The organism is Burkholderia sp. HI2761 (genome assembly GCF_002223355.1).
Taxonomy (GTDB): domain Bacteria; phylum Pseudomonadota; class Gammaproteobacteria; order Burkholderiales; family Burkholderiaceae; genus Burkholderia.
The window spans coordinates 139,489-161,016 of the sequence record NZ_NKFN01000003.1; the positions used below are offsets into that span (position 1 = coordinate 139,489).

The 21,528-nt window shown below is 63.7% G+C and carries 14 protein-coding genes and 1 pseudogene; 11 read left to right on the plus strand and 4 right to left on the minus strand.

The window, feature by feature from the left end; genetic code table 11:
- Nucleotides 1-28: 28 nt before the first annotated feature.
- From tssH to CFB46_RS06195, 8 genes are all read left to right on the plus strand, one after another.
- A complete protein-coding gene (gene tssH / locus CFB46_RS06160) occupies nucleotides 29-2,698 on the plus strand; it encodes a type VI secretion system ATPase TssH (protein ID WP_089499518.1) in 2,670 nt (889 codons plus the stop codon).
- Nucleotides 2,699-2,741: 43 nt separating this feature from the next.
- Nucleotides 2,742-3,863, plus strand: coding sequence for a type VI secretion system protein TssA (gene tssA, locus CFB46_RS06165; RefSeq protein WP_027783383.1), 1,122 nt, complete (start codon nucleotides 2,742-2,744; stop codon nucleotides 3,861-3,863).
- A gap of 68 nt (nucleotides 3,864-3,931) precedes the next feature.
- On the plus strand, nucleotides 3,932-6,490 hold the full coding sequence (locus CFB46_RS06170; RefSeq protein WP_089499519.1) for a type VI secretion system Vgr family protein: 2,559 nt from the start codon (nucleotides 3,932-3,934) through the stop codon (nucleotides 6,488-6,490).
- Complete coding sequence (locus tag CFB46_RS06175) at nucleotides 6,490-7,512, plus strand: DUF4123 domain-containing protein (RefSeq protein WP_089499520.1); 1,023 nt, start codon at nucleotides 6,490-6,492, stop codon at nucleotides 7,510-7,512. The genes CFB46_RS06170 and CFB46_RS06175 overlap by 1 nt, the downstream gene beginning before the upstream one ends.
- A gap of 28 nt (nucleotides 7,513-7,540) precedes the next feature.
- On the plus strand, nucleotides 7,541-8,326 hold the full coding sequence (locus CFB46_RS06180; RefSeq protein WP_179235044.1) for a hypothetical protein: 786 nt from the start codon (nucleotides 7,541-7,543) through the stop codon (nucleotides 8,324-8,326).
- Between the two features lie 209 nt (nucleotides 8,327-8,535).
- Entirely contained in the window at nucleotides 8,536-9,390 is an 855-nt protein-coding gene (locus CFB46_RS06185; RefSeq protein ID WP_027783387.1) for a DUF3304 domain-containing protein, read from the plus strand.
- Between the two features lie 118 nt (nucleotides 9,391-9,508).
- The gene (locus tag CFB46_RS06190; RefSeq protein WP_034185457.1) at nucleotides 9,509-10,429 is read left to right on the plus strand and encodes a DUF3304 domain-containing protein; all 921 of its coding nucleotides are present in this window, start codon (nucleotides 9,509-9,511) and stop codon (nucleotides 10,427-10,429) included.
- Entirely contained in the window at nucleotides 10,416-12,677 is a 2,262-nt protein-coding gene (locus tag CFB46_RS06195) for a DUF2235 domain-containing protein (protein ID WP_089499522.1), read from the plus strand. Before CFB46_RS06190 ends, CFB46_RS06195 begins: the two co-directional genes overlap by 14 nt.
- Before the next feature lie 84 nt (nucleotides 12,678-12,761).
- Here CFB46_RS06195 and CFB46_RS06200 read toward each other — a convergent pair.
- Nucleotides 12,762-13,019 (minus strand): annotated as a pseudogene (locus CFB46_RS06200) (OmpA family protein); the annotation flags it as partial.
- A 295-nt stretch (nucleotides 13,020-13,314) separates the two neighbouring features.
- Here CFB46_RS06200 and CFB46_RS06205 point away from each other — a divergent pair.
- From CFB46_RS06205 to CFB46_RS06215, 3 genes are all read left to right on the plus strand, one after another.
- Entirely contained in the window at nucleotides 13,315-14,181 is an 867-nt protein-coding gene (locus tag CFB46_RS06205) for a DUF3304 domain-containing protein (RefSeq protein ID WP_373558182.1), read from the plus strand.
- 61 nt (nucleotides 14,182-14,242) lie between these two features.
- Nucleotides 14,243-15,046 carry a hypothetical protein gene (locus CFB46_RS06210; RefSeq protein ID WP_179235045.1) on the plus strand — a complete coding sequence of 268 codons (804 nt, stop codon included), beginning with the start codon at nucleotides 14,243-14,245 and terminating at the stop codon, nucleotides 15,044-15,046.
- 21 nt (nucleotides 15,047-15,067) lie between these two features.
- Complete coding sequence (locus tag CFB46_RS06215; RefSeq protein ID WP_089499525.1) at nucleotides 15,068-15,262, plus strand: hypothetical protein; 195 nt, start codon at nucleotides 15,068-15,070, stop codon at nucleotides 15,260-15,262.
- A gap of 92 nt (nucleotides 15,263-15,354) precedes the next feature.
- On the opposite strand, the gene CFB46_RS06220 is transcribed toward CFB46_RS06215, so the two are convergent.
- From CFB46_RS06220 to tssM, 3 genes are read right to left on the minus strand one after another with little or no spacing between them, the layout of a single operon-like run.
- Complete coding sequence (locus tag CFB46_RS06220; protein ID WP_089499526.1) at nucleotides 15,355-16,293, minus strand: OmpA family protein; 939 nt, start codon at nucleotides 16,291-16,293, stop codon at nucleotides 15,355-15,357.
- A gap of 4 nt (nucleotides 16,294-16,297) precedes the next feature.
- Complete coding sequence (gene tagF / locus CFB46_RS06225; RefSeq protein ID WP_027783394.1) at nucleotides 16,298-17,287, minus strand: type VI secretion system-associated protein TagF; 990 nt, start codon at nucleotides 17,285-17,287, stop codon at nucleotides 16,298-16,300.
- The gene (gene tssM / locus CFB46_RS06230) at nucleotides 17,284-21,258 is read right to left on the minus strand and encodes a type VI secretion system membrane subunit TssM (protein WP_089499527.1); all 3,975 of its coding nucleotides are present in this window, start codon (nucleotides 21,256-21,258) and stop codon (nucleotides 17,284-17,286) included. The genes tagF and tssM overlap by 4 nt, the downstream gene beginning before the upstream one ends.
- Nucleotides 21,259-21,528: the final 270 nt, after the last annotated feature.

Consider the following 21,528-nt stretch of genomic DNA (forward strand, 5'->3'; position numbering starts at 1 on the left):
ACAAGCAATCGAACCTGAGATCGACGCCATGAGCACGCCTCTGAAGACCCTGATCACGAAACTGAACCCGCTGTGCCGCCACGCGACCGAGCGCGCGGCGAGCGCGTGCCTGGCGCGCGGCCACTACGAGGTCGATCTGGAGCACCTGTTCCTCGCGTTGCTCGACGAAGCGACGGGCGATCTGCCGCTCGCATTGCGCGCGAGCCGCGTCGATCCGCATGCGCTGCATGCCGATCTCGAACGTGAGCTGACGCGCCTGAAGACGGGCAACACGCGCACGCCGGTGTTCTCCGTGCATCTGATCGCGCTGTTCGAGCAGGCGTGGCTGATCGCGTCGCTCGATTCGCAGCTCGGCCGCATCCGTTCGGGGCACCTGCTGCTCGCGCTGCTGACCGCGCCGGATCTCGCGCAGTTCGCGCAACGGATGTCGTCGCGGTTCGCGGAAATGAACGTGACGGACCTGAAGCACAAGTTCGACGAAATCATGGCCGGTTCGAGCGAAGCCGAGCCGCGCCAGGCGGACGACGACGGCAGCGACGTCGCGCCGGCCGGCGACGGCATGGCGCCCGCGGCCGGCCCGTCGAAGACGCCCGCGCTCGATACGTACACGACCAACCTCACGCAGCGCGCGCGCGACGGCAAGATCGATCCGGTGATCGGCCGCGAAGCGGAGATCCGCCAGGCGATCGACATCCTGATGCGCCGCCGCCAGAACAACCCGATCATGACCGGCGAGGCCGGCGTCGGCAAAACGGCGGTCGTCGAAGGGCTCGCGCTGCGGATCGCGGCCGACGACGTGCCGCCGCCGTTGCGCGGCGTCGCGCTGCACGTGCTCGACATGGGGCTGCTGCAGGCCGGCGCGAGCGTGAAGGGCGAGTTCGAGAACCGTCTGAAGAGCGTGATCGACGAGGTGAAGAAGAGCGCGCATCCGATCATCCTGTTCATCGACGAGGCGCACACGATCATCGGCGCGGGCGGCCAGGCCGGCCAGAACGACGCGGCGAACCTGCTGAAGCCGGCGCTCGCGCGCGGCGAGCTGCGCACGATCGCCGCGACGACGTGGAGCGAATACAAGAAGTACTTCGAGAAGGACGCGGCGCTCGCGCGGCGCTTCCAGGTCGTGAAGGTCGAGGAGCCGAGCGAGCCGCTGGCCGCCGCGATGCTGCGCGGGATGTCGGGCCTGATGGAGAAGCATTTCAACGTGCGGATTCTCGACGATGCGATCACCGAGGCCGTGCGCCTGTCGCATCGCTACATCAGCGGCCGCCAGTTGCCGGACAAGGCAATCAGCGTGCTCGACACCGCGTGCGCGAAGGTCGCGCTCGCGCACAGCGCGACGCCGGCCGCGATCGACGATACCAAGAAGCGCATCGAGCGCATCGATGCGGAAATCGCGTCGCTGGAGCGCGAGGCGGCGGGCGGTGCGGTGCACGACGAGCGGCTCGGCGAGCTGCGCGGCGCGCGCGACACGGCGCTCGCACAACTGGCGAAGGATGAGGAACGCTACGAAGCCGAGCGTGTGATCGTCGCCGAGATCACCGAACTGCGCGACGCGCTCGACCGCGCGCGCGGCCCGTCGGAAGACGGCCAGCCCGTCGACGTGCAGGCCACCCGCGACAAGCTCGCCGAACGCGTCGCGGCGTTGCATGCGCTACAGGGCGGCGAGCCGATGGTGCCGCTGCAGGTCGACGGCCACGTGGTCGCCGAGATCGTCGCCGCGTGGACGGGCATTCCGCTCGGCCGGATGGTGAAGGACGAGATCGACACCGTGCTGAACCTGCAGTCGCTGCTCGGCGCGCGCGTGATCGGCCAGGACCATGCGCTGGAGGCGATCGCGCAGCGCGTGCGCACCGCGACCGCGAACCTCGAGGATCCGAACAAGCCGCGCGGCGTGTTCATGTTCGTCGGGCCGTCGGGCGTCGGCAAGACCGAGACGGCGCTGGCGCTGGCCGACATCCTGTACGGCGGCGAGCGCAAGATGGTCACGATCAACATGAGCGAGTACCAGGAAGCGCACAGCGTGTCGGGCCTCAAGGGTTCGCCGCCGGGCTACGTCGGTTACGGCGAAGGCGGCGTGCTGACCGAGGCCGTGCGCCGCAACCCGTATTCCGTCGTGTTGCTCGACGAGGTCGAGAAGGCGCACCCGGACGTGCTCGAAATGTTCTTCCAGGTGTTCGACAAGGGTGCGATGGACGACGCCGAAGGGCGCGAGATTGACTTCCGCAACACGCTGATCATCCTGACGTCGAACGTCGGCTCGGCCGCGGTGATGCAGGCCTGCCTGAACAAGCCGGCCGAGGAATTGCCCGATCCGGACGCGCTCGCCGAGACGCTGCGTCCGCAGTTGTACAAGACCTTCAAGCCGGCGTTCCTCGGCCGGATGAAGGTCGTCCCGTACTACCCGATTTCCGACGACGTGCTGGCCGAGATCATCGAGCTGAAGCTCCAACGCATCCGCCGCCGGATCGAGACGAACCACAAGGCCGCGTTCGAATGGGACGAATCGCTCGTCGAGGCGGTGCTCGCGCGCTGCACCGAGGTCGACTCGGGCGCCCGCAACGTCGACCACATCCTGAACGGCACGCTGCTGCCGGAGATCGCGGGCCACGTGCTCGGGCGGATCGCCGACGGCGCGGCCATCGCGCGCATCGCGGTGCGCGCGGACGAGGCCGGCGAATTCGCCTATACGGTCGAATGAGCGCCGCGCGCGACATCTCATGCATCAACGGATTCACTGAACCATGCCGATCAATCTCCCCGAGCTGCTGACGCCGGTCAGCGAGGCGTCGCCCAGCGGCGACGACCTGCTGTTTTCGAACGAATTCGACGCGATCCAGGACGCGCGGCGCTATGACGACCCGACGCTCGACCAGGGCGAATGGGTGACCGAGATCAAGGAGGCCGACTGGGGCTTCGTCGTCGATCATGCGGGCGAGCTGCTGCGCACGCGCACGAAGGACCTGCGGCTCGCCGTATGGCTGACCGAGGCGCTCGCGCTCGAGGACGGCATCACGGGCCTCACCGAAGGCTATGCGCTGCTCGAGGGCCTGTGCCGCGAGTTCTGGGACACCTTCCACCCGCTGCCCGAGGACGACGACATCGAGCACCGGCTCGGCAACGTCGCGTGGCTGTCCGGCCGCACGGCCGAGCTGCTGCGTGCGGTGCCGCTGACGGACGGCGCATCGAATGCGTTCAGCACGCTCGACTGGGAAGTCGCGCAGCACGTCGCGCAGTCGATCAAGCGCGACCCCGACCACGCGGACGACATCGCGCGCGGCAAGCCGTCGATCGAGCAGATCGATGCGTCGCGGCGCGTGACGTCGATCGCGTTCTACACGACGCTGCTGGCGAACCTGAAGGCCTTCGAATTCGCGCTCGATGCGTTCGAGGAGCGGCTCGTCGAACGGGCGGGCGATTCGGCGCCGAGCTTCCGGCAGGCGCGCGACGCGTTCGAGACCGTGTACCGGCTCGCCGAGCGATTTGCGCGCGAGCAAGGATATACGGGCAGCGCGCCGCACACGCCGTCGGCGCCGCAGGCCCAGCCCGAACGCATCGAGCCGGTTTTCGGCAATTCGATCCAGACCGAGGAGACTCACGTGCAGCAGCAGACCGCTTCGCGTCCTCCGGTGACGCAGATGATCGCCGGCATCCAGAACCGCGCGCAGGCTGTCGACCAGTTGCGTGCGGTGGCGCGCTATTTCCGTCAGACCGAGCCGCACAGCCCGGTCGCGTATCTCGCCGACAAGGCGGCCGAATGGGCCGACATGCCGCTGCACAAGTGGCTCGAGAGCGTCGTGAAGGACGACGGCTCGCTGTCGCACATTCGCGAGTTGCTGGGTGTGAGGCCGGACGAGCAGTCGTGAGCGCCGGGTTGTTGACCTGAGAGCGCGAGCCCGGCGGGTTCGCGGCAGACAAGAACATGGATTGACGCATGAACGTGACCGAACTCGCACAGGCGATTCGCGGCGGCCTGATTCAGCAGGATCGCCTGCTGAAGGCGGACATTCCGTCGTTGCCGAACAATGCACTCGTGCCGCGCCGCGCCGTGACCTCTTCGGAGCTCGGGCGCGACTTCAGCGTCGAGCTGGACCTGGTCTCCACCGCGAGCGACGTCGAGCTCAAGACGCTGATCGCGAAGCCGATGACGCTGTGGATCCAGCAGGCGGACAAGTCGTATCTTCCGATCAACGGCTATATCCATACGGCGCGTCGGCTTGGTGCGGACGGTAGCTTGTCGAGCTACCAGCTGACTTTCGCGTCGTGGATGCACTTCCTCAAGTTCCGCAGCGACATGCGGTACTGGCAGGACGAGCGTGTCGATACGATCCTGGCCGACGTGTTCGACGCGCATCCTCAGGCCAAGGGGCAGTATCAGTTCGCGTTGTCGAAGCCGCTGCCGTTGCGTTCGTACTGCCGCCAGAGCGAAACCGACTGGAACTTCGTGCATCGCCTGATGGAAGACGAAGGGCTATTTGGCTTCTGGCGGCACAGCGACGACGGCAACGCGCACACGCTGGTCATTACCGACGACCTGCATGCGGTCGATGAACTGTCGCCGAAAACCGTCAGATTCGACCATTCGGGAGCGGGCACGGAGACTGCGGGTTTCACGCAATGGGCGGCATCGCGGACGTTGCAGAGTACGCTGCACGCGACGCGTACCTTCGACTACAAGTCGCCGTCCTCGCCGGGCAATCCGAACGGTACGACGTTGCCGACGAAGGCCGGCCAGGGGGATCTGCCGGATCAGGCGGAAATCTACGAATACACCGGTGCGTATACGTATGCGGGACAGGATCGCGGCGAACATCTGTCGAAGATTCGTCTCGAGGAATGGGAGTCGCGCGCGAAGCGCTTCTTCGGCGTGGGCGGCGTGCGGGGGATCGATGCCGGGCGGCGCTTCACGCTGACGGATCACCCCGAGCACGGCCGCGATGCCGCGCAAGACCGGGAATTCGCGGCACTGAAGGTGTCGCGATACATCGAGAACAACCTGCCGATCTCGGACCACGAAGCGAATTTCCCGCATAGCTTGCAGGGACGGCTGGCACAGGCGAAAGCCGGTCATGGCGAAGCGGCTGCATTCGAAGTTGGGCATGACGACGGTTCGGCCGGGTTCTATCTCGTCGAAGTCGAAGCACAACGCGCGGCCGTGCCGTATCGCAGCCCGTTCGAGCACCGGAAGCCCGCGATGCAGCTCGAAACGGCCGTCGTCGTCGGGCCGAAGGGCGAGGAGGTTCATACGGACGAACTGAACCGGATCAAGGTCATGTTCGTCTGGGACCGGCAGAGCGAAGGCCGCGAAAACGCGTCGTGCTGGATGCGCGTCGTGCAGTCGGATACCGGCGGCGGTTACGGCGGCGTCCATATTCCGCGGGTCGGCGAGGAAGTGATGATCGGCTACATCGGCGGGGACTGCGACCGGCCGATCGTGATGCATCGCGTCTACAACGGGGCCGCCAAGCCGCAGTGGCATAGCGACGGGATCCTGTCGGGTTTCCGGTCGAAGGAGTATGCGGGATCGGGTCACAACGAGATGGTGCTCGACGACGCGACCGGGCAGAACCGGGCGCGCCTGTTCAGCAGCAGTGCGAATTCGATGCTGCATCTCGGCTATCTGATCGAGCAGAACGGCAACACGCGGGGCGCGTACCTCGGTTCGGGGTTCGACTTGCGGACGGATGCGTATGGCGCCGTGCGTGCCGGGCAGGGGCTGTATGTCACGACGCATCCGAAGCAGGCGAACAGCCAGCCGCTCGATGCGAGCGAAGCGCGGCAGCAGCTCGTCAATGCGGAAGGGTTGCTGGAATCGATGTCGCAGGTCAGCGAGATGCATCAGGCGGAGAGTCTCGGCACCGGTCACGATGCGCTGAAGCAATTCACCGACGCGACGCAGAACAGCGTGGCGGGCGCGACCTCGGGCGGCAGGACGGCGGGCGGCGGGACCGGTAATGCGAATGCGTTCAAGGAGCCGGTGATGCTGTTCGCGAGCCCGTCGGGGATCGGGATGGCGTCGCAGCAGTCGGTGCATCTGGCGAGTGACCGGCAGACCAATATCGTCAGTGGCGAAAGCACGTTCATCACCAGCGGCAAGTCGCTGATTGCCGGCATCCGGGATCGCATCAGCTTCTTCGCGCAGAATGCCGGGATGAAGTTGTTCGCCGCGAAGGGCAAGGTCGAGGTTCAGGCGCACGCGGACAGTGTCGAGCTTACCGCGCAGAAGGCCGTGAAGATGGTGTCGGCGACAGAGAATGTCGACGTGGCCGCCAAGCAGGAGATCCTGCTGACGTCCGGCGGCGCCTATATCCGGATCAAGGGCGGCAACATCGAGATTCATGCGCCCGGGAAGATCGATTTCAAGGGTGCCCAGCACCAGTTCAGCGGCCCGACGAGCATGCCGTATCCGCTGCCCGCGATGCCGGGCGGTACGTGCAAGCAATGCGTACTGAATGCGCATAGCGGGCGCGAGTCGATGGTCGAGGCGGATTGATGAACGAAGTCAACGATACGGATGACGCCATCGAGGTGGCCGCGGATCTGCCGAATCCGCGCGAGCCTGAATGGCCGGTATTCCTCGAGACACTGAAGGCATCGCTGGAGCGCAAGGCTGACGACGGTAGAGCGATGAAGCTTTACGTGCTCGTCGATACGCGCGGTTATCAGGAGTTGGACACGCAGCTTGCAGCCGTGCGCGGGCTGCGTCATGCGTCGCTTTGGGCCGATACCGGGCTGGAGGCCTATACGGATATCGCACCGTACCTGATCGCGTTCGACCGGCACGCGCTCGACGACGAGAACACCGAGCAGCATCGCGTGCTGCGGCAACTGTGGCTGGACGCGGTCGATCTGCATGCGGTGACGTGGTTGTGCTCGGCGTGGTCGTTCGATGCACTCGACGCGCATCTGCGCCAGTACGTGAAGTACACGTTGCCGAATGGCCGCGCGTACTACCTGTTCTTCTTCGACAACCATGTGTTCGGGCGGCTCCGGCAGGTGTGGAGCGATGCGCAGGCGCGGCAGTTCGTTGCGCCGTTCGACGAGATTCGCTACCGCGATCGGCGGCTTGAGGAAGTCGTGTGGCGTAATGACATGCCGTTGATCGAAGGCACGGCGTTGGCCGGCGATGCGCCGGGCTTGAGCGAGCAGCAGCATGCGCAGTTGATCGAACTCGGGTATCCGGACAAGCTCGTGCTGAAGTTTCGGGAGACGATGGCGGCCGTGGTCGACCATCTGTCCGATGCGCAACTGTATGACCAGGTTGTCGAGCAACTCGATCGTGCAACTGCGCGCGGAATCGCCGAAGAAGCGGAATTGCAGTGCTACGTGATGACGGGCGTGCTGGTTGGGCCCCGGTTCGACGAACATCCGGCGGTACGGGCGTGCCTGGGGGCCGTGGCTCATGGAGAGACGACGCTCAATGACGCGCTGGCGACGATCGACGACGCGACGTGGGATGCGATTCGCGATGCGCACGAGCGGGAATTGCTGGAGGTGCGCAGTGGCGTGGCGTAAGTCGGTGGCGGTGGTGTGCCTGTTCGCGATGGCCTTGAGCGCATGCGGCAAGTCGGAGCCGGTGTATAGCGGGATTTCGGTGATGGGCCGGAATTATCTGCCGTACAACATGGACGGGTTTACCGTGACTGACGCGTATGGAAACAAGGCCCACGGTGGGGGCGACGATCCGCCCGGCGCAGGCGGGGGGAGTTTGAAGTGCTGCTACAAGCTCAAGGGCACGGAGTTTGTCGTCGAGTGGAACTACTACGATGTCGACCAGTGGCATAAGGGTGACGAGCGGATGTTCCGTGGCGACGCGAAGGTATCGATGCCACCGTCGCAGTCCCCCGACAATGTTGGTGCCCGGATTCTCGAAGTCCACTTCTTTCCAGATCGGCACGTTGAGCTCCAGTTCCTCGGCGAGATGCTGGATAACGATCGATTGCCAATGGTCGATGTCGTCAGGTGGATGAAGCAGTTTCAGGCTCGGCTAGACAAGCGATACGACGAACGCGAGGACCAGCAGTTTCGTCGCGTTGCGCGCGTCGTTGCGGCGGCATGGTTGAAATACCGGCTGATTGATCTCGATGATTTGAAGCAGTACGCGTACTACGACTTGCTGGTGAATAGTCGATTCGATGCGCACCCGGAGGTTCAGCGCATCCTGCAGTCGGTCGCCAGCAAGCCCGGGATGTTCGCGCAATCGATGCAATCGCTGCCGAAGAGCGTATTGTCCGCGTTGACGAACGACGAGTTCGAAGCGGTGGTGGTGCCGGCGATACCCGATGGCTTGTTGCCGTCACCGCGTGCAGAGGATGCACGGCGTGGCTGATCGTATCGGGCGCGTCTCGTATGAAATTTTCGATGTGGACGAGCGGGATTGATGACACGTGGACGTCGGCGCGATTGACGCGCGGCGACGGAAATAGGTGCGGCGCGCTTAGTGGCTTGTCGCTGAGGATATTCGGATGGTTGGGGCTGCTCGATGTTGGCATGGCGGGTCGGTCGCGATTCGGAAGGGAAACATCAATGAATAGAGCAATGAGGGTGTCGAGTCTGGCGAGTCGTGTTCTGGCAGGGTGCTTGCTCGCGGTGGCCATGACCGCATGCGGGAAGTCGGAGCCGACCTACAGCGGGATTTCGGTCATGGCCCAGAACTATCTACCCTATAACCTGGACAAGTTCACGATCGTTGACGCATACGGCAACAAGGCTAGTGGCGGTGGCGACAGCATGCCGGGCGGTGGCGGGGGCGTTACTTGCTGCTATCAACTCAAGGGGACCGTTTTCACGGTCAAGTGGGACTACTACGATGTTGACCAGTGGCATAAAGGCGACGAGCAGACGTTTCATGCCGAAGCAACGGTCGCGTTGCCTCCGTCAAAGGTTCCGAAGAACGTAGGGACACGAATTGTCGCGGTTCATTTTTATCCGGATCGTCACGTTGAACTTCAGTTTCCCGCTGCGCCAATGGATGATTCCCGCATTCCGATGATCGACGTGTCTCACTGGATATCGAGTCACTACCAGGAGCAGTTGAACAAGCGCTACGACGAGCGCGAGGATCAGCAGTATCGGCGCATCGTTCGCGTCCTTTCTGCAGCGTGGTTGAAGTACCGGCTGACTGAGTCTGATGACTTGAAGCAGTACGCATACTACGACTTGCTGGTGAATAGTCGATTCGATGCGCATCCGGAAATTCAGCGAGTCTTGAAAGCGGCTGCCCATCAACCCGGCGCGTTCGCGACTTCGATGCGATCTCTATCAAGAAACGTGTTATCTGAGTTGACGAACGACAACTTCAATGCGGTGACCGTCCCGGCGATTCCAGACGGCTTGCTGCCGCCGTGGCGTACGAGGGAGGCAGCACGGGAGCAGTCGACATACCGGATGTAACGGCAGAGTGGATGCCAAAGCGGCCGCTGTTCGAATTGACGAACGACAATATTGAGCTAGTCGACAGGTCGCCGTGTCGTCGACGGCATCTTGTCGCGGCTATGTGAAGAGAATGCTTATGCCTGATCGCATGCAACACACTGCACTGAAATTCCATGCGGCTGTTCCCGGCCGTCACACCATGCGCACGGCTGGCGGACGGTTGTCCGCTGCATTGCGAGTCGCCGCGGTGAGCTTGCTGTTCGTGTCGATGGCGGCATGCAGCAAGTCTGATCCGACCTACGCGAGCATTTCAACAGAGGCACTGAACTACCTGCCGTACAACCTTGTTCGGTTCACGATTACCGATCAGTTTGGCAACAAGGCACGCGGAGGTGGTGATCTGGAGCCCGGGGCTGGGGAAGGCAGCATCGCCTGCTGTTACTTGCTGAAAGGCACCGATTTCAAGGTTCAGTGGACGTATTACGATGCGGACGACTGGCGGCCGGGCGAGCAGGTGAAAAAACAGCAGGCGGAGGCGGCTGTCTCGTTGCCGCTGACCAAGGCGCCGGATTCGATCGGCTCGCGCATTCTCGAGGTTCACTTCTACCCCGATCGTCATGTCGAACTGGCTTTTCCCGGCGAGATGCTGGGAAGTACGCGATTGCCGATTGTGGAGGTTTCGCGTGACCTGACGAAAAGATACGGAAAGCGGCTCGACAAGAAATACGAGGACAACGATGCCCAGTCGCATCGCCGGATTTCGAGAGCCGTTGCGGAGGCTTGGCTCAAATACCGCTTCACCGATCGCAGCGACCTCGAGCAATACGCGTATTACGCGCTTCTGGTGAATCCGCGGTTCGACGCCCACCCGGAAGTGCAGAAACTCATCCAATCGAGCAAGGGGAAGCCGGGCGCATTCGCGAAGGCGGCGGCAACCCTGCCGCCGACGGTTGCTAGGGACCTTGGGCAGAACCGATTCCAGGCGGTTGCGGTGCCGTCGATTCCTGCGGGGCTGGTGCCGCCCCCACGTGAGGAGAATAGCAATGGCCGGAGCTAACGATCGAAACGCAATTCGACTCGATCCGGATGATGCTACGCCGCAGAGCGTTCGCATGGCAGTCGACAAGATGGCGGCTGACAACTATCCGAAGGGGGACTGTCTGCCGTGTGGGGCAACGATCCGTATCGGCGTATTCTTCGATGCGTTCGGTCGCAGCAAGGACGAAGACGATCCGGATAGCGGACTGTACTCGAACATCTCGCGTCTTTTCGATGCGCACCGTACCAACATGGACGTCGACCGTCCCGTGAATCAGTTCTGGTTCCGACTTTACTATTCGGGCCTCGGTACGGACCTCAACGCGGATGCCAAATCGAACGACTGGCTCAATGCCGGCCTCGCTGCGGCGAACATGGTCGGCAAGAATGCGCTCGCCGCAGCAAAAGGCGTGGCAGAGTCGGTCGCACGCGTGAACCAGCCGATCAAGCAACTGGATGTGAAAAGTCGCGCGACGACGGCAGCGAAGCAGTCCGCTGCAGAGTTTTCGTTTCGGCCGATGCTGAATGCTTTCAACGATTTCAAGAAAGACATCCAGAACATTCCTCGAACCGCGCGCCGCATCGCGAATGTGCTGGACGCATCGCCGGAGCGGATATGGGAGCGCACGAAGGCGGGCGGCATCGCGGTGTTTCGGAACGCGAAGAACGATCTGAAGCACAATCCGCTCAAGATCGTGCAATCGACAGTCCGTCAGGTCATTACGGGAATCGCGATCGAAAACGTACCGATCGTGCGTGATTCGCAAGTGATGAGCGTCTACTTCGGTACTGGCGTCGATTCACGGCTCGTCGCCGCGCAGGACCAGCTGGAAAAAGCGGTCGAGGCGGTCAAGGGACAGATGTCGAAGATTCGAAAGATCGAAGTATCAGTGTTTGGCGCAGACCGCGGCTGCGTGCTCGCGCGCGCGTTCGTCAATGATCTGGCTACCAAGTACAAGCGCCGGGACGATCAGGATCTTGCGCTCGATGGCATTTCGCTTGAAATAAAATTCGTCGGTTTGCTGGATGCGGTGTCGTCGATCATGTCGGAAGAGGCTGGCGAGATTATCGGCATCCTTCCGTTTCTCGGGACCATCAAGCCGAATTACAAGGACCGGTCGCTTGCCGTGCCGGCGAGTGTCCAGCGATGCGTGCATTTCGCCGCCGCTCACGAGATGCGCATGTACCAGCGTCTCGACAGCCTGGAAAAGACCCGCGCCGAGCAGCGGCTCTATCCGGGAACGAGCAGCGATGTAGCGGGCGGTTCGCTGCATGGCTCGTTAGGCTTCAATGCGGAGCTGATGCGTGTTCCGCTCAGGGACATGCTGTTCGAAGCGCTCAAGGCCGGCAGTGCGCTCCTCGACATGGAAACGCTGGCCAAGCGGAGACCTGACGTATTCAGCCGCTTCTCGATTGCGACGCCGATCACCTATGAAGGCAAGCAATACAAGATCAAGGCGCTTGTCGATGCGTACCGCAAGGTCGTTCCGGATACGCAAGGCGTGAACTTTCTGCCGCATGCGGAGGTATTTCTGCGCTGGATCGCCATGCGGTACCAGGATCCGGAATTCCGTCATTCCGTGACCGACCCAGCGACCGAGTGGCGCAAGGACGTCGAAAAGGCCGACTACGACCGACGTGACGCAAAAGCGAAGCTCGACTGGGCAATGATGGGCAGCAAGCGGATGGACACGCCCGAGATCCAGAAGCTGAAGCTCGCGAAGCAGGTGGCGGATAAGCGTTACAACGATCTATGGAAGGACGTCCCGCCAAGCAACTACACGACGGTCTGGCAGCGCCTCGATAACGAGGCGAAGGAGATGACTGGCAAGTGGGAGAAAATGCGACCGGAATACGAGGCACGGCAACAGCGCCGCTTCGTGCAGTCGTTCAACAACAAGCTTACCTATACGCCGCTGTTCCTCGCGCCGGCGCTTGCAAGCCACGTCGAGCTGAAGGAGGACGAAATTGCACTCGTCAAGGCTTGGCAGCAGGGGTATGCGGGAAAGAACCCGCTTCCGTCCGAGGTGATGGCGCTGTTCGACATGCTTGTTCACGATACGTTGCTGACGAGCTGGCAGGATCACGTGCTCGCACCATCACTGTACTTCAGGACACGGGACAAGGACGTGTTCGGAACGACGAACTACGCGAAGGAAGACAAGCAGCGCAGGAACGACGATCTCACCGCCGAACGGGTCGAACAGGCGAGCAAGCAAAGTCAGCAACGGGCGAGAGGCTACAAGGGGACGCCCCCTGCGCATTGACGTTATTGCACGACGTGCATCGCTTTCCGCACAGCTAACGCCCCCGATCGTACGGGGGCGACTCACTGCGAGCCCCCCGCCACCTCACTGCCCCACCCTGAACTCGATCCTCCGATTCCTCGCGTGCCCGTCGGCCGTATCGTTCGGCGCGATCGGCTGATCCGGCTCGACGCCCGTCGTCGTCATCTGCTGCGGCGGAATGCTCTTCGTGATCAGATAACCCTTCACCGCATCCGCACGCGCCTGGCTCAGCGCGATGTTCGACGTCCGGTTCCCCGAGTTGTCGGTGTGGCCGATGATGTCGACCGTGCGGTTCTGCATCTTCGCGAGCGCGGCCGCCATTCAGTTTCTTGGTGGGCTTCTGGGCTCCAGCCAGGGATGTTCGCAAGATCGATGCAGTCGCTATCGAAAAATGTACCGTCTGCGGTGACGAGCGGCAGGTTTGAGCTGGTCGTCGTGTCGATGATTCTCGATGGGCTGATACCGTCGCCACATGCGGACGCTGCGCGGCATGGCTGATTGCATCGAGAGCAGTTCGGGCAACGAGAGACGGACTCGTCTGACGACACGAGTGAGCGAAACCAATGCAATCTATACGTCGGCAGGGCATGCGGGCAATATTCGGAAGGAAAACTCAATGAGTAGAGCAATGAGATGTTCGAGTATGGTGAGTCGCGTGCTCGCGGGGTGTTTGCTCGTGGCCGCCGTGGCGGCATGCAACCAGTCGGAGCCGACGTATAGCGGTGTTTCGGTTACCGCTCACAACTATCTGCCGTACAACATAGATGGATTTACGATCAACGATGCTTCCGGAAACAAAGCAAGCGGAGGGAATAGCTTGCCGGGTGGCGGAGGGGGGGTGACTTGTTGCTACAAGCTCCAAGGTACCGAGTTCACGGTCAAATGGAATTATGTCGACGTCGACCAGTGGCACAAAGGCAACGAGGAAACGCTTCACGCCGAGGCAAAGGCTACGTTGTCTCCGTCGCAGGTTCCGGAGAAGATCGGTGATCGAGTTCTCGAAGTTCATTTCTATCCGGATCGTCACGTCGAGCTTCAGTTTCCTGGCGCGCTGATGGATGAATCGCGCATTCCGATGATCGATGTGTCACGTTGGATATCGAGTCACTACCAGGAGCAGTTGAACAAGCGCTACGACGAGCGTGAGGATCAGCAGTTTCGTCGCATCGTTCGCGTCGTTGCATCTGCGTGGTTGAAATACCGTTTGACTGATCGTGATGATTTGAATCGGTACGCGTATTTCAGTTTGCTCGTCAACGATCGATTCGATGCGCATCCCGAGGTCCAGCGCATCTTGCAAAGCACAGCAGGCCGGTCGGGCGCATTCGCGACTTCGATGCAGGCACTGCCGAAGAGCGTTCTGTCCGAGTTGAGAAGCGATGAATTCACGGCGGTGGCCGTGCCGCCCATTTCCGCAGGCCTGTTGCCGCCGCCGCGGGTGGTGAACGAACGGCGCGGTTGGAAGGAAAACATCAATGAATAGGGCCGTGGATTTTTCGAGGTCGGCGAGCCGCGTAGTGGCAGGGTGCCTGTTGGTGACGACCATGGCAGCATGCGGCAAGTCGGAACCCGCGTATAGCGGGATTTCGGTGATCGGCCGGAATTATCTGCCGTACAACATGGACGGTTTCACCATTACCGATGCATATGGAAACCAGGCGGGCGGCGGGGGAGATGATCCACCCGGTGCTGGTGGAGGAAGCGTGGCATGTTGCTACAAGCTCAAGGGAACTGAGTTCACGGTCCGGTGGAGGTACTACGATGCGGATCGTTGGACACAGGAAGACTCGCATATGCAGCAGAGCGAGACGAAGGTCGTGATGTCGCCTTCGCCCATTCCCGGCGAGGTTGGAAGTCGTGTTCTCGAAGTTCATTTTTACCCCGATCGTCACGTCGAGCTTCAGTTTCCCGGTGGACTTCTGGACGATTCACGCGTTCCGATCGTCGAGGTGTCGCGATGGATGGTCACTCACTATCAAACGAAACTCGACGAGAAGTTTGACGACACGGATGGACAGTCGCATCGACGCGTCGCTCGCATCGTTGCTGGCGCATGGCTGAAATACCACCTGACCGATCGGAGCGATCTCGAACAGTACGCGTACTACAGCTTGCTTGTGAACAAGCGGTTCGATGCGCATCCGGAGATTCAGCGAGTCTTGCAGACGGCCGCTGCTCAGCCGGGTATGTTTGCAAAGTCGATGCAGTCGCTATCGAAGAATGTACTGTTTGCGTTGACGACCGACAGGTTTGAGCCGGTCATTGTGCCGACGATTCCTGATGGGCTGATACCGCCGCCACATGTGGAGAAGAAGCAGCATGGGAGAGATGCTCGGGCTCGGGATTGACGTTCGAGCGGCAATTGGCAAGTGGGCAAGCATGATCAAATCGACATACGCCGTGGTGCCGCACGAGACAAGGACGAATTCGGTTCGTCCGATTTCGAAAAGGAAGCAAAGAAGCGCAAGAAGGACGATCTTGCCGCCGCACGTATTGACCAGGTGGCCAAGCAGAGCGAGGAGTGGGCGCGGGACTACAATGGCGGCGCGACACCGTCCCATTGACGGCGGCCGTTAACCGAAAACGGGCGGCGCATTGCTGCTGCCGCCCGCATCGGATCGCACACCGGCTCGCGATGGAGCCAGCTGCGGCTCGCCTACTGCCCCACCCGGAACTCGATCCTCCGATTCCTCGCCCTTCCCTCCGCCGTATCATTCGGCGCGATCGGCTGATCCGGCCCGACGCCCGTCGTCGTCATCTGCTGCGGCGGAATGCTCTTCGTGATCAGGTAACCCTTCACCGCATCCGCACGCGCCTGGCTCAGCGCGATGTTCGACGTCCGGTTCCCCGAGTTGTCGGTGTGGCCGATGATGTCGACCGTGCGGTTCTGCATCTTCACGAGCGCTGCCGCCATCTGGTCGAGGATCAGCTTGCCCTGCGGCGTCAGCGTCGCGCTGCCGGTCTCGAACTCGATCGTCCGGTTCGCGAGCGTCTGGTCGAGCACGCCCTGTTCGGACGCCGACACGCGCAGCCCGTTCTTGATCGTGTACGTCGGGTTCAGCGTGTTCGCCATGTCGCTCGCGAGCTGCTGGCGCTGCGCCTCGTTGTGCACCTCGCCCTTCATCTCGATCTGCGTGCCGTTGATCTTCAGCTGACCCTTGCTGATCTGCTTGAGCTGCGCGCCGAGCAGCTTCTGCACGTTCGCGCTCCAGTTCGGCGGCGTCGCGACGTCGCCCACCTCGATCTGGTCGACGACGTTCGTCGCGCCGTAGGTATCGCGCAGCTTCTGCAGCACCGCCGCCTTGGTCGCTTCGTCGGGCACCTTGCCGCCGACGACCACCTGGCCGGGCGCCGCGTTCGCGGGCGGCGGCGTGAGGGTACCGGCCGTGCCGTGCACCACCGTGCCGGACGCGCCGCCGGCATTCGAGCCGGCCTGCGGCAGCGCGGTCGTCGCGACCGAGCCGTTGCCGACCGGCGTGACGGTCGCGCCGGTGTTCTGCGCGAAGGCCGCGCCGCTCGCGACGAGGCCGGCCGCGAACAGCGCGGCGAGGGCGGTCGAAACGCCTGCGCGTCGTGCGTGATTCATGCGATGCATCCCGTCAGCCTCCGATGAACGCTTCGCGGAACGCGTCGATGGCGACGCGCAGCGAGAGTTGCGGTTGGTCGAGGTAGCTGACGAGCTTGCTGATCTGATGATCGTTTTGCGCATGGGCGTCGATCCACTCGGGATCGTCGATGTCGATGTTGTGGGCGGCGTAGGTCTGCGGGTCGACGACGCTCAGCAGTGTTTTCGCCGAGGCACCGTTGAAGCCGATGACGAGCCGTTCGCGCTCGGCGATCGAGCCGATGAAGATCGCGAGCTCGAAGTCGGCCTGCGCGACGAACGGCGCGATCAGCTCGAGCCAGAACGCGGCGACGAGGCTGCGGTAGAACGGATCCACCGGCAGCGGCAGCGTGAGGCCGCGCTCGATGTGCGACGAGCCGCTCTGCATCACCGGCCGCAGCAGCGAGCCGAGCGCGAGCATCGCGCCGCGCAGCCGCACCGGATGACCGCTTTCGAGCAGCATCTCCTGCAGGCCGTACAGCGACTGGTGTTCGACGAAATCGTTGAAGGTGCCGTCATGCGACGTGCCGGGGCCGCCGATGTCGATCGGCACCTGCGTGTCGCCGAGCGCCTGCAGCGCGCCGGGCGGCTCTTCCTTGCCGAGCAACGGCGGGATCTGCGTGGCGACGCGCGACCACAGCCGCGCGAACGCGAGCGGGCTGCGCGCGAGGAACGCGAGCGGCCGGTCGACCTCGAGCGCGGTTGCGCCGAGGAACGGGAAGCGGCGCATCGACACGTCGTGGCTCGCGACCATGTGGCCCGCGATCGCGAGCTTGCTGCGCGAGCCGAGGAACGCGAAATGCATCGGCTTCGCGTCCTCGTAGACGATCTTCCAGCGCGGATCTTCCGCGAGCAGCTCCAGCGCCTGCGCGATCCAGCGATCGAGCGTCTGCAGCAGCTGCGGGTTGTGCGCGCTCTTCACGAAGTCGCCGCGCGACGGAATCTTGCCGAAGTAGGCGATTTGCGCCTGTACGGTTTGCGTCATTGCGCCCTCTGTGCATTCGTTGCGTTGGCGGCCGCGACGGCCGGTGCTGCGCCCGGCGTGCCGGTGCTGGACGTGCCGGTACCGGACGTGCCGGTGCCGGACTGCGTCGCGTTCTGCGCGGCGCCCGCGCTCGCGTCGGCGACCGACGACGGCAGTTGCAGGCCGCGCAGGCTCTGCTGCTGCGGCTGGTCGCCGCCGCCGGCCGACGCTTGCGACGTGCTGATGATGCGCATCGTCACCGACACGTTCACGCTGCCCTGTGCCCACGTCAGGTCGAAGGTGCCGTCCGGGCGGCGCTTGCGCTGCGCCGAGTTGATCAGCTTCTCGAGACCGTAGCGGCCCGGCTCGTTGACGAGCTGCACCGTGCGGCCATCGAAGGTCGTCGCGGACAGCGTCGCGCCCGGCGAGCCCTGCGGGTTCGGCCACACGAAGTTGGTCCACTGCGGCGGCGTGTTGCGGTAGCGCAGTTGCTGGCCGTCGATCGCGATCGTGTATTCCGTCGTGCCCGTGCTCGGTTGCGGCAGGATCTGGAACACGGTCTGCGGCTCGGCCGACGCGGCCGCGCTGCCGGCGGCGCCGCCGGCGAGCGGTGCGACCCAGCGGGCGAAGCCGTTCGTGAAGTCCGGCGTGAGCCCGATGCCCATGTCGCCCCACGTGCGAGCGGCGAGCGTGTCGCCGCGGCGCACCGCGAGCGGCCCGAGCGTCGTGCCGACGAACTTCGCGATCGAGCCGTCCGGACCGAACACCTGCGCGATCTCGCCGGCGCCGGCCTCGACCTTCGCGTTCGCCGCGAACGGGTACTTCGTCGCGAGCGAGCTCTGGAACGGCTGGTAGACCTGCGCGTTCCACACCTTGTTGACTTCGGCGCTGGCCGGCTGGATCACGACCGCGAACGCCTGCATCAGCGGCCGCACCAGCAGCGGACGCAGCGACTTGCGTTGCGAATCGGTCAGGCCCGTCAGCATCTGCTCGTCGACGAGCTTCAGCGAATCGGCGAGTTCCGAACCGCTGCCGTCGAGCGTCTGCTGCATCAGCTGGCGCGCGCCCGGCCCCGGGTCGCCCTGGTTCTTGATCACGTTGAAGCGCGTGCGGACCTTCGACAGCGACTCCATGTAGCCCTTCAGCATCGACGTGCCGTCATGCGTCGCGACGATCCGCGCGAGCCCGACGAACTCCTGGCCGATCGGACCCATCGGCACCTCGGCCGGATTGCCGTTGATGTCGATGTTGGCCGCCGCCACCTGGCCGGCCTGCGAGCGCGAGAACAGTTGCTTGACCCAGTTCACGACGCCCGTCTGCGCCTTCTTGATCGTCACGTTCGCGAGCGACGGGTTGTCCCACGACGTCTGGTCGTACGCGGTCTCGAGGATCTTGCGGATCGGCGAATCCTGCGGATCGCCGAGGCGGTTCATCCCGTCGACGGCCTGGCCGAAGCTGGTGAAGCCCTGTACCGCGATGCCCTGCATGAACTTCTGCCAGTGCTGCGCGTACTCGGTCTTGTACATGCCGACGAGCGTCTTCTGGATCTGCTCGGGGCTGCCCTCGAGCGTCAGGTCGTCCTGCGTCGACGTGTTGAGCACCCAGTCCTTCGCCTGCAGTTCCTTGGTCGCCGCGTCGCGGATCGCCGGCTGCACGTAGTCGAACCACGCTTCGCGCGTGAACGTGCCCGGAATCGCGTAGCTGCCTGCCACGAGCCCCTGGTTGCCGTCGCCGACGATGCGCGCGATGGTCATCGGCGCGAAGCGGGTCGACGCGCGGGCCTTGATTTCCTCGTAGACGCGCTGGCGGGCCGGCATGCCGCGCACCACGCGGCGCAGGTTCTCGCGGGTCTGGTCGACGAGCGCGAGGTTCGCGTCGATCATCGGCCAGTCATTGTCGTTCACGCGCGACAGGTAGAACGAGATCATGCGCTCGGCGCTCCTGATCATCTCGTCGCGCGGCATGTTGCCGCGATTTGTCTCGAGCCAGCCGCGCCAGAAGCGGGCGAGCTGGTCGGTCAGGTGTGCCTGTTCGACGTGACGCTTGTCGGACAGCATCAGGTACGTCTTCAGCGCGTTGTAGGCGTCCTGCACGTTGGTCGGCGACGCGTCGCTGTAGAGGCCGCCCTGCGGCGCGGCCGCCTGTTGCGGGGCGGCGGCCGGTGCGGCGGCCGACGCGGCCAGCACGGCGCCGGCCTGCGGCGCGGCGCCTGCCGCGTTCGTCGAGACCGCCAGCGTGCCGCCCTGCACGGCGCCCGATTCGGGCGGGCGCGTCATCGGCACGAGCTGGTCGGGGTGCGCGTTCACGTCCTTCATGAACGACGCGAGGTTCTGCGACACCGGGGCCAGCAGGATCTGGCGCACGCCGTTGTAGTACTCGGTCAGCAGGTGTTGCTCGAGACGGTCGCCCTGGTACAGGCCGAGCGACACCGACATCGGCTTGTCGCGGCGGAACTGTTCGAGCTGCTCGATCCGGTCCTCGAGGATGTCCATCGCCTGCAGGCGCGACTGCAGGTCGTTGCGGCCTTGCTGCAGGCGCGTGACGTTGTCGAGGTCGGCCTGCACGTTCGCGACGAGCTGCTGGTTGCCGATCGTCGACCAGGTCCAGCCGCCGAGCGCGAGCGCGAGCGCCGCGACGAAGCCGAAGAAGGTCGCGTAGCGCAGCCGGGTCTTGGTCGGGCTCGCAAACTGGCGCACCGTCTGACGATCCGCGAAGATCACCTTCGAGAACAGGTCGCGCAGGAAGAAGCCGTTCTTCGAGAACGCGCTGTGCGGCTTCGGCAGCGCGCTTCCGTCGAGGCCGAAGCGGTGCGCGATGCGCTGCGCGGCCGTGCTGTTGGTTTCGCCTTCCTGCAGCGCGCTGGTGAAGTAGAAGCCGCGGAAGATCGGCTTGTACTGGAACGGGTTGTTCTCGAACAGCGTCGCGAGGAACGCGCGCAGCGACGGCTTGATCGTCGAGAATTCGAGCGGGAAGCTCAACTGGCCCGGCGACAACTGGTTGCCGCGCGACAGCGACAGCTGCGCGACGCTGATTTCCTTCAGCCCTTCGTAGAGTTCCTCGAAGTGCGTGTCGAACTGCGCGACGACGTCACGCTTGTCGTCGGGCTCGTAGGGCAGGGTGGCGCCCCACACGCGGTCGTACTCGTGCTTGTCGCTGCTGCTGAAGAATTCGGTGAAGCCGGTGATCAGGTCGGCCTTCGTGAACATCACGTAGACCGGCGCGAACACTTCCAGCTTTTCCGTCAGCTCCTGAACGCGCTGGCGGAGGTTCTTCGCGAGGTTGATCGCGAATTCGGGGCGGTTGCCGGTGAGTTCGGCGATGCTCGCCGTGACGATGATGCCGTTGATCGGCGCCTTCGGACGGTAGCGCTTGAGCAGCCCGAGGAAGCCGAGCCATTCGCTGCGGTCTTCCTCGTGCACCGAATAGCGGCCGGCCGTGTCGAGCAGGATCCCTTCGGTCGTGAAGAACCAGTCGCAGTTACGCGTGCCGCCGATGCCGTGGATCACGGCGCTGTTCTTGTCCGCGAACGGGAACTGCAGGCCGGAGTTGAGCACGGCGCTGCTCTTGCCCGCGGCCGGGTTGCCGATCACGATGTACCACGGCAGCTCGTACAGCGCGGAGCCGCCCGACACCTGGCCGATCTTCGACGTCTTGATCGTCTTCACCGCATCCGACAGGCGCGTGCGCAGTACGTCGAGATCGGCCGTCTTCGCGTCCGGCGCGAGCGCGGCGGCGGCCGGTGCGGCGATCTTGCCGGTTTCCGCCTGCTCTTCCAGCACCTGGCCGAGCTGCTGGTTCGCGCGCTTCACGCGCCAGCGGCGCCACAGCGCGACGACGAGCCACAGCGCGAGGACCGCCGCGAATGCGATCGCCGCCCACAGGAGCGGCAACTGCAGCATGTCGGCGACGATGAACAGGATGGCCGCTAGCGCGACGATCCCGACGATCGAGAGCGTACGCGGATGAGTCAGCACGTTGAGGATGCGTTGCATAGGACGTTCAGGTTCCGGTGCGATTCGGTGAGGCGACGCAGGCGCGCCGAGCGGCAAGGGTGGCGCCGCGATGTGTCGCCATGCTGTCAAACGGGATGAAGGAGGAGGCTGGCATCAACGCGCTCGCGGCATCGGAGAAGGCGCGCGCATTAACGAAAGGACGCTGTGAGATTTAAAACGGAAGCGGCGGCCGGAAAAAATCGCGCACCGGAATGCCCGATTGTTTGCGCCGCCCAGATCGTTTCCTGCCGGGTGATTAAAAAGCCCCAT

Bases quoted from the DNA above. Each gene is read 5' to 3' on its own strand.
- tssH (WP_089499518.1), top strand. From the start codon at position 29: ATGAGCACGCCTCTGAAGACCCTGATCACGAAACTGAACCCGCTGTGC.
- tssA (WP_027783383.1), top strand. From the start codon at position 2,742: ATGCCGATCAATCTCCCCGAGCTGCTGACGCCGGTCAGCGAGGCGTCG.
- CFB46_RS06170 (WP_089499519.1), top strand. From the start codon at position 3,932: ATGAACGTGACCGAACTCGCACAGGCGATTCGCGGCGGCCTGATTCAG.
- CFB46_RS06175 (WP_089499520.1), top strand. From the start codon at position 6,490: ATGAACGAAGTCAACGATACGGATGACGCCATCGAGGTGGCCGCGGAT.
- CFB46_RS06180 (WP_179235044.1), top strand. From the start codon at position 7,541: ATGGCCTTGAGCGCATGCGGCAAGTCGGAGCCGGTGTATAGCGGGATT.
- CFB46_RS06185 (WP_027783387.1), top strand. From the start codon at position 8,536: ATGAGGGTGTCGAGTCTGGCGAGTCGTGTTCTGGCAGGGTGCTTGCTC.
- CFB46_RS06190 (WP_034185457.1), top strand. From the start codon at position 9,509: ATGCCTGATCGCATGCAACACACTGCACTGAAATTCCATGCGGCTGTT.
- CFB46_RS06195 (WP_089499522.1), top strand. From the start codon at position 10,416: ATGGCCGGAGCTAACGATCGAAACGCAATTCGACTCGATCCGGATGAT.
- CFB46_RS06205 (WP_373558182.1), top strand. From the start codon at position 13,315: ATGAGTAGAGCAATGAGATGTTCGAGTATGGTGAGTCGCGTGCTCGCG.
- CFB46_RS06210 (WP_179235045.1), top strand. From the start codon at position 14,243: ATGGCAGCATGCGGCAAGTCGGAACCCGCGTATAGCGGGATTTCGGTG.
- CFB46_RS06220 (WP_089499526.1), bottom strand. From the start codon at position 16,293: ATGCATCGCATGAATCACGCACGACGCGCAGGCGTTTCGACCGCCCTC.
- tagF (WP_027783394.1), bottom strand. From the start codon at position 17,287: ATGACGCAAACCGTACAGGCGCAAATCGCCTACTTCGGCAAGATTCCG.
- tssM (WP_089499527.1), bottom strand. From the start codon at position 21,258: ATGCAACGCATCCTCAACGTGCTGACTCATCCGCGTACGCTCTCGATC.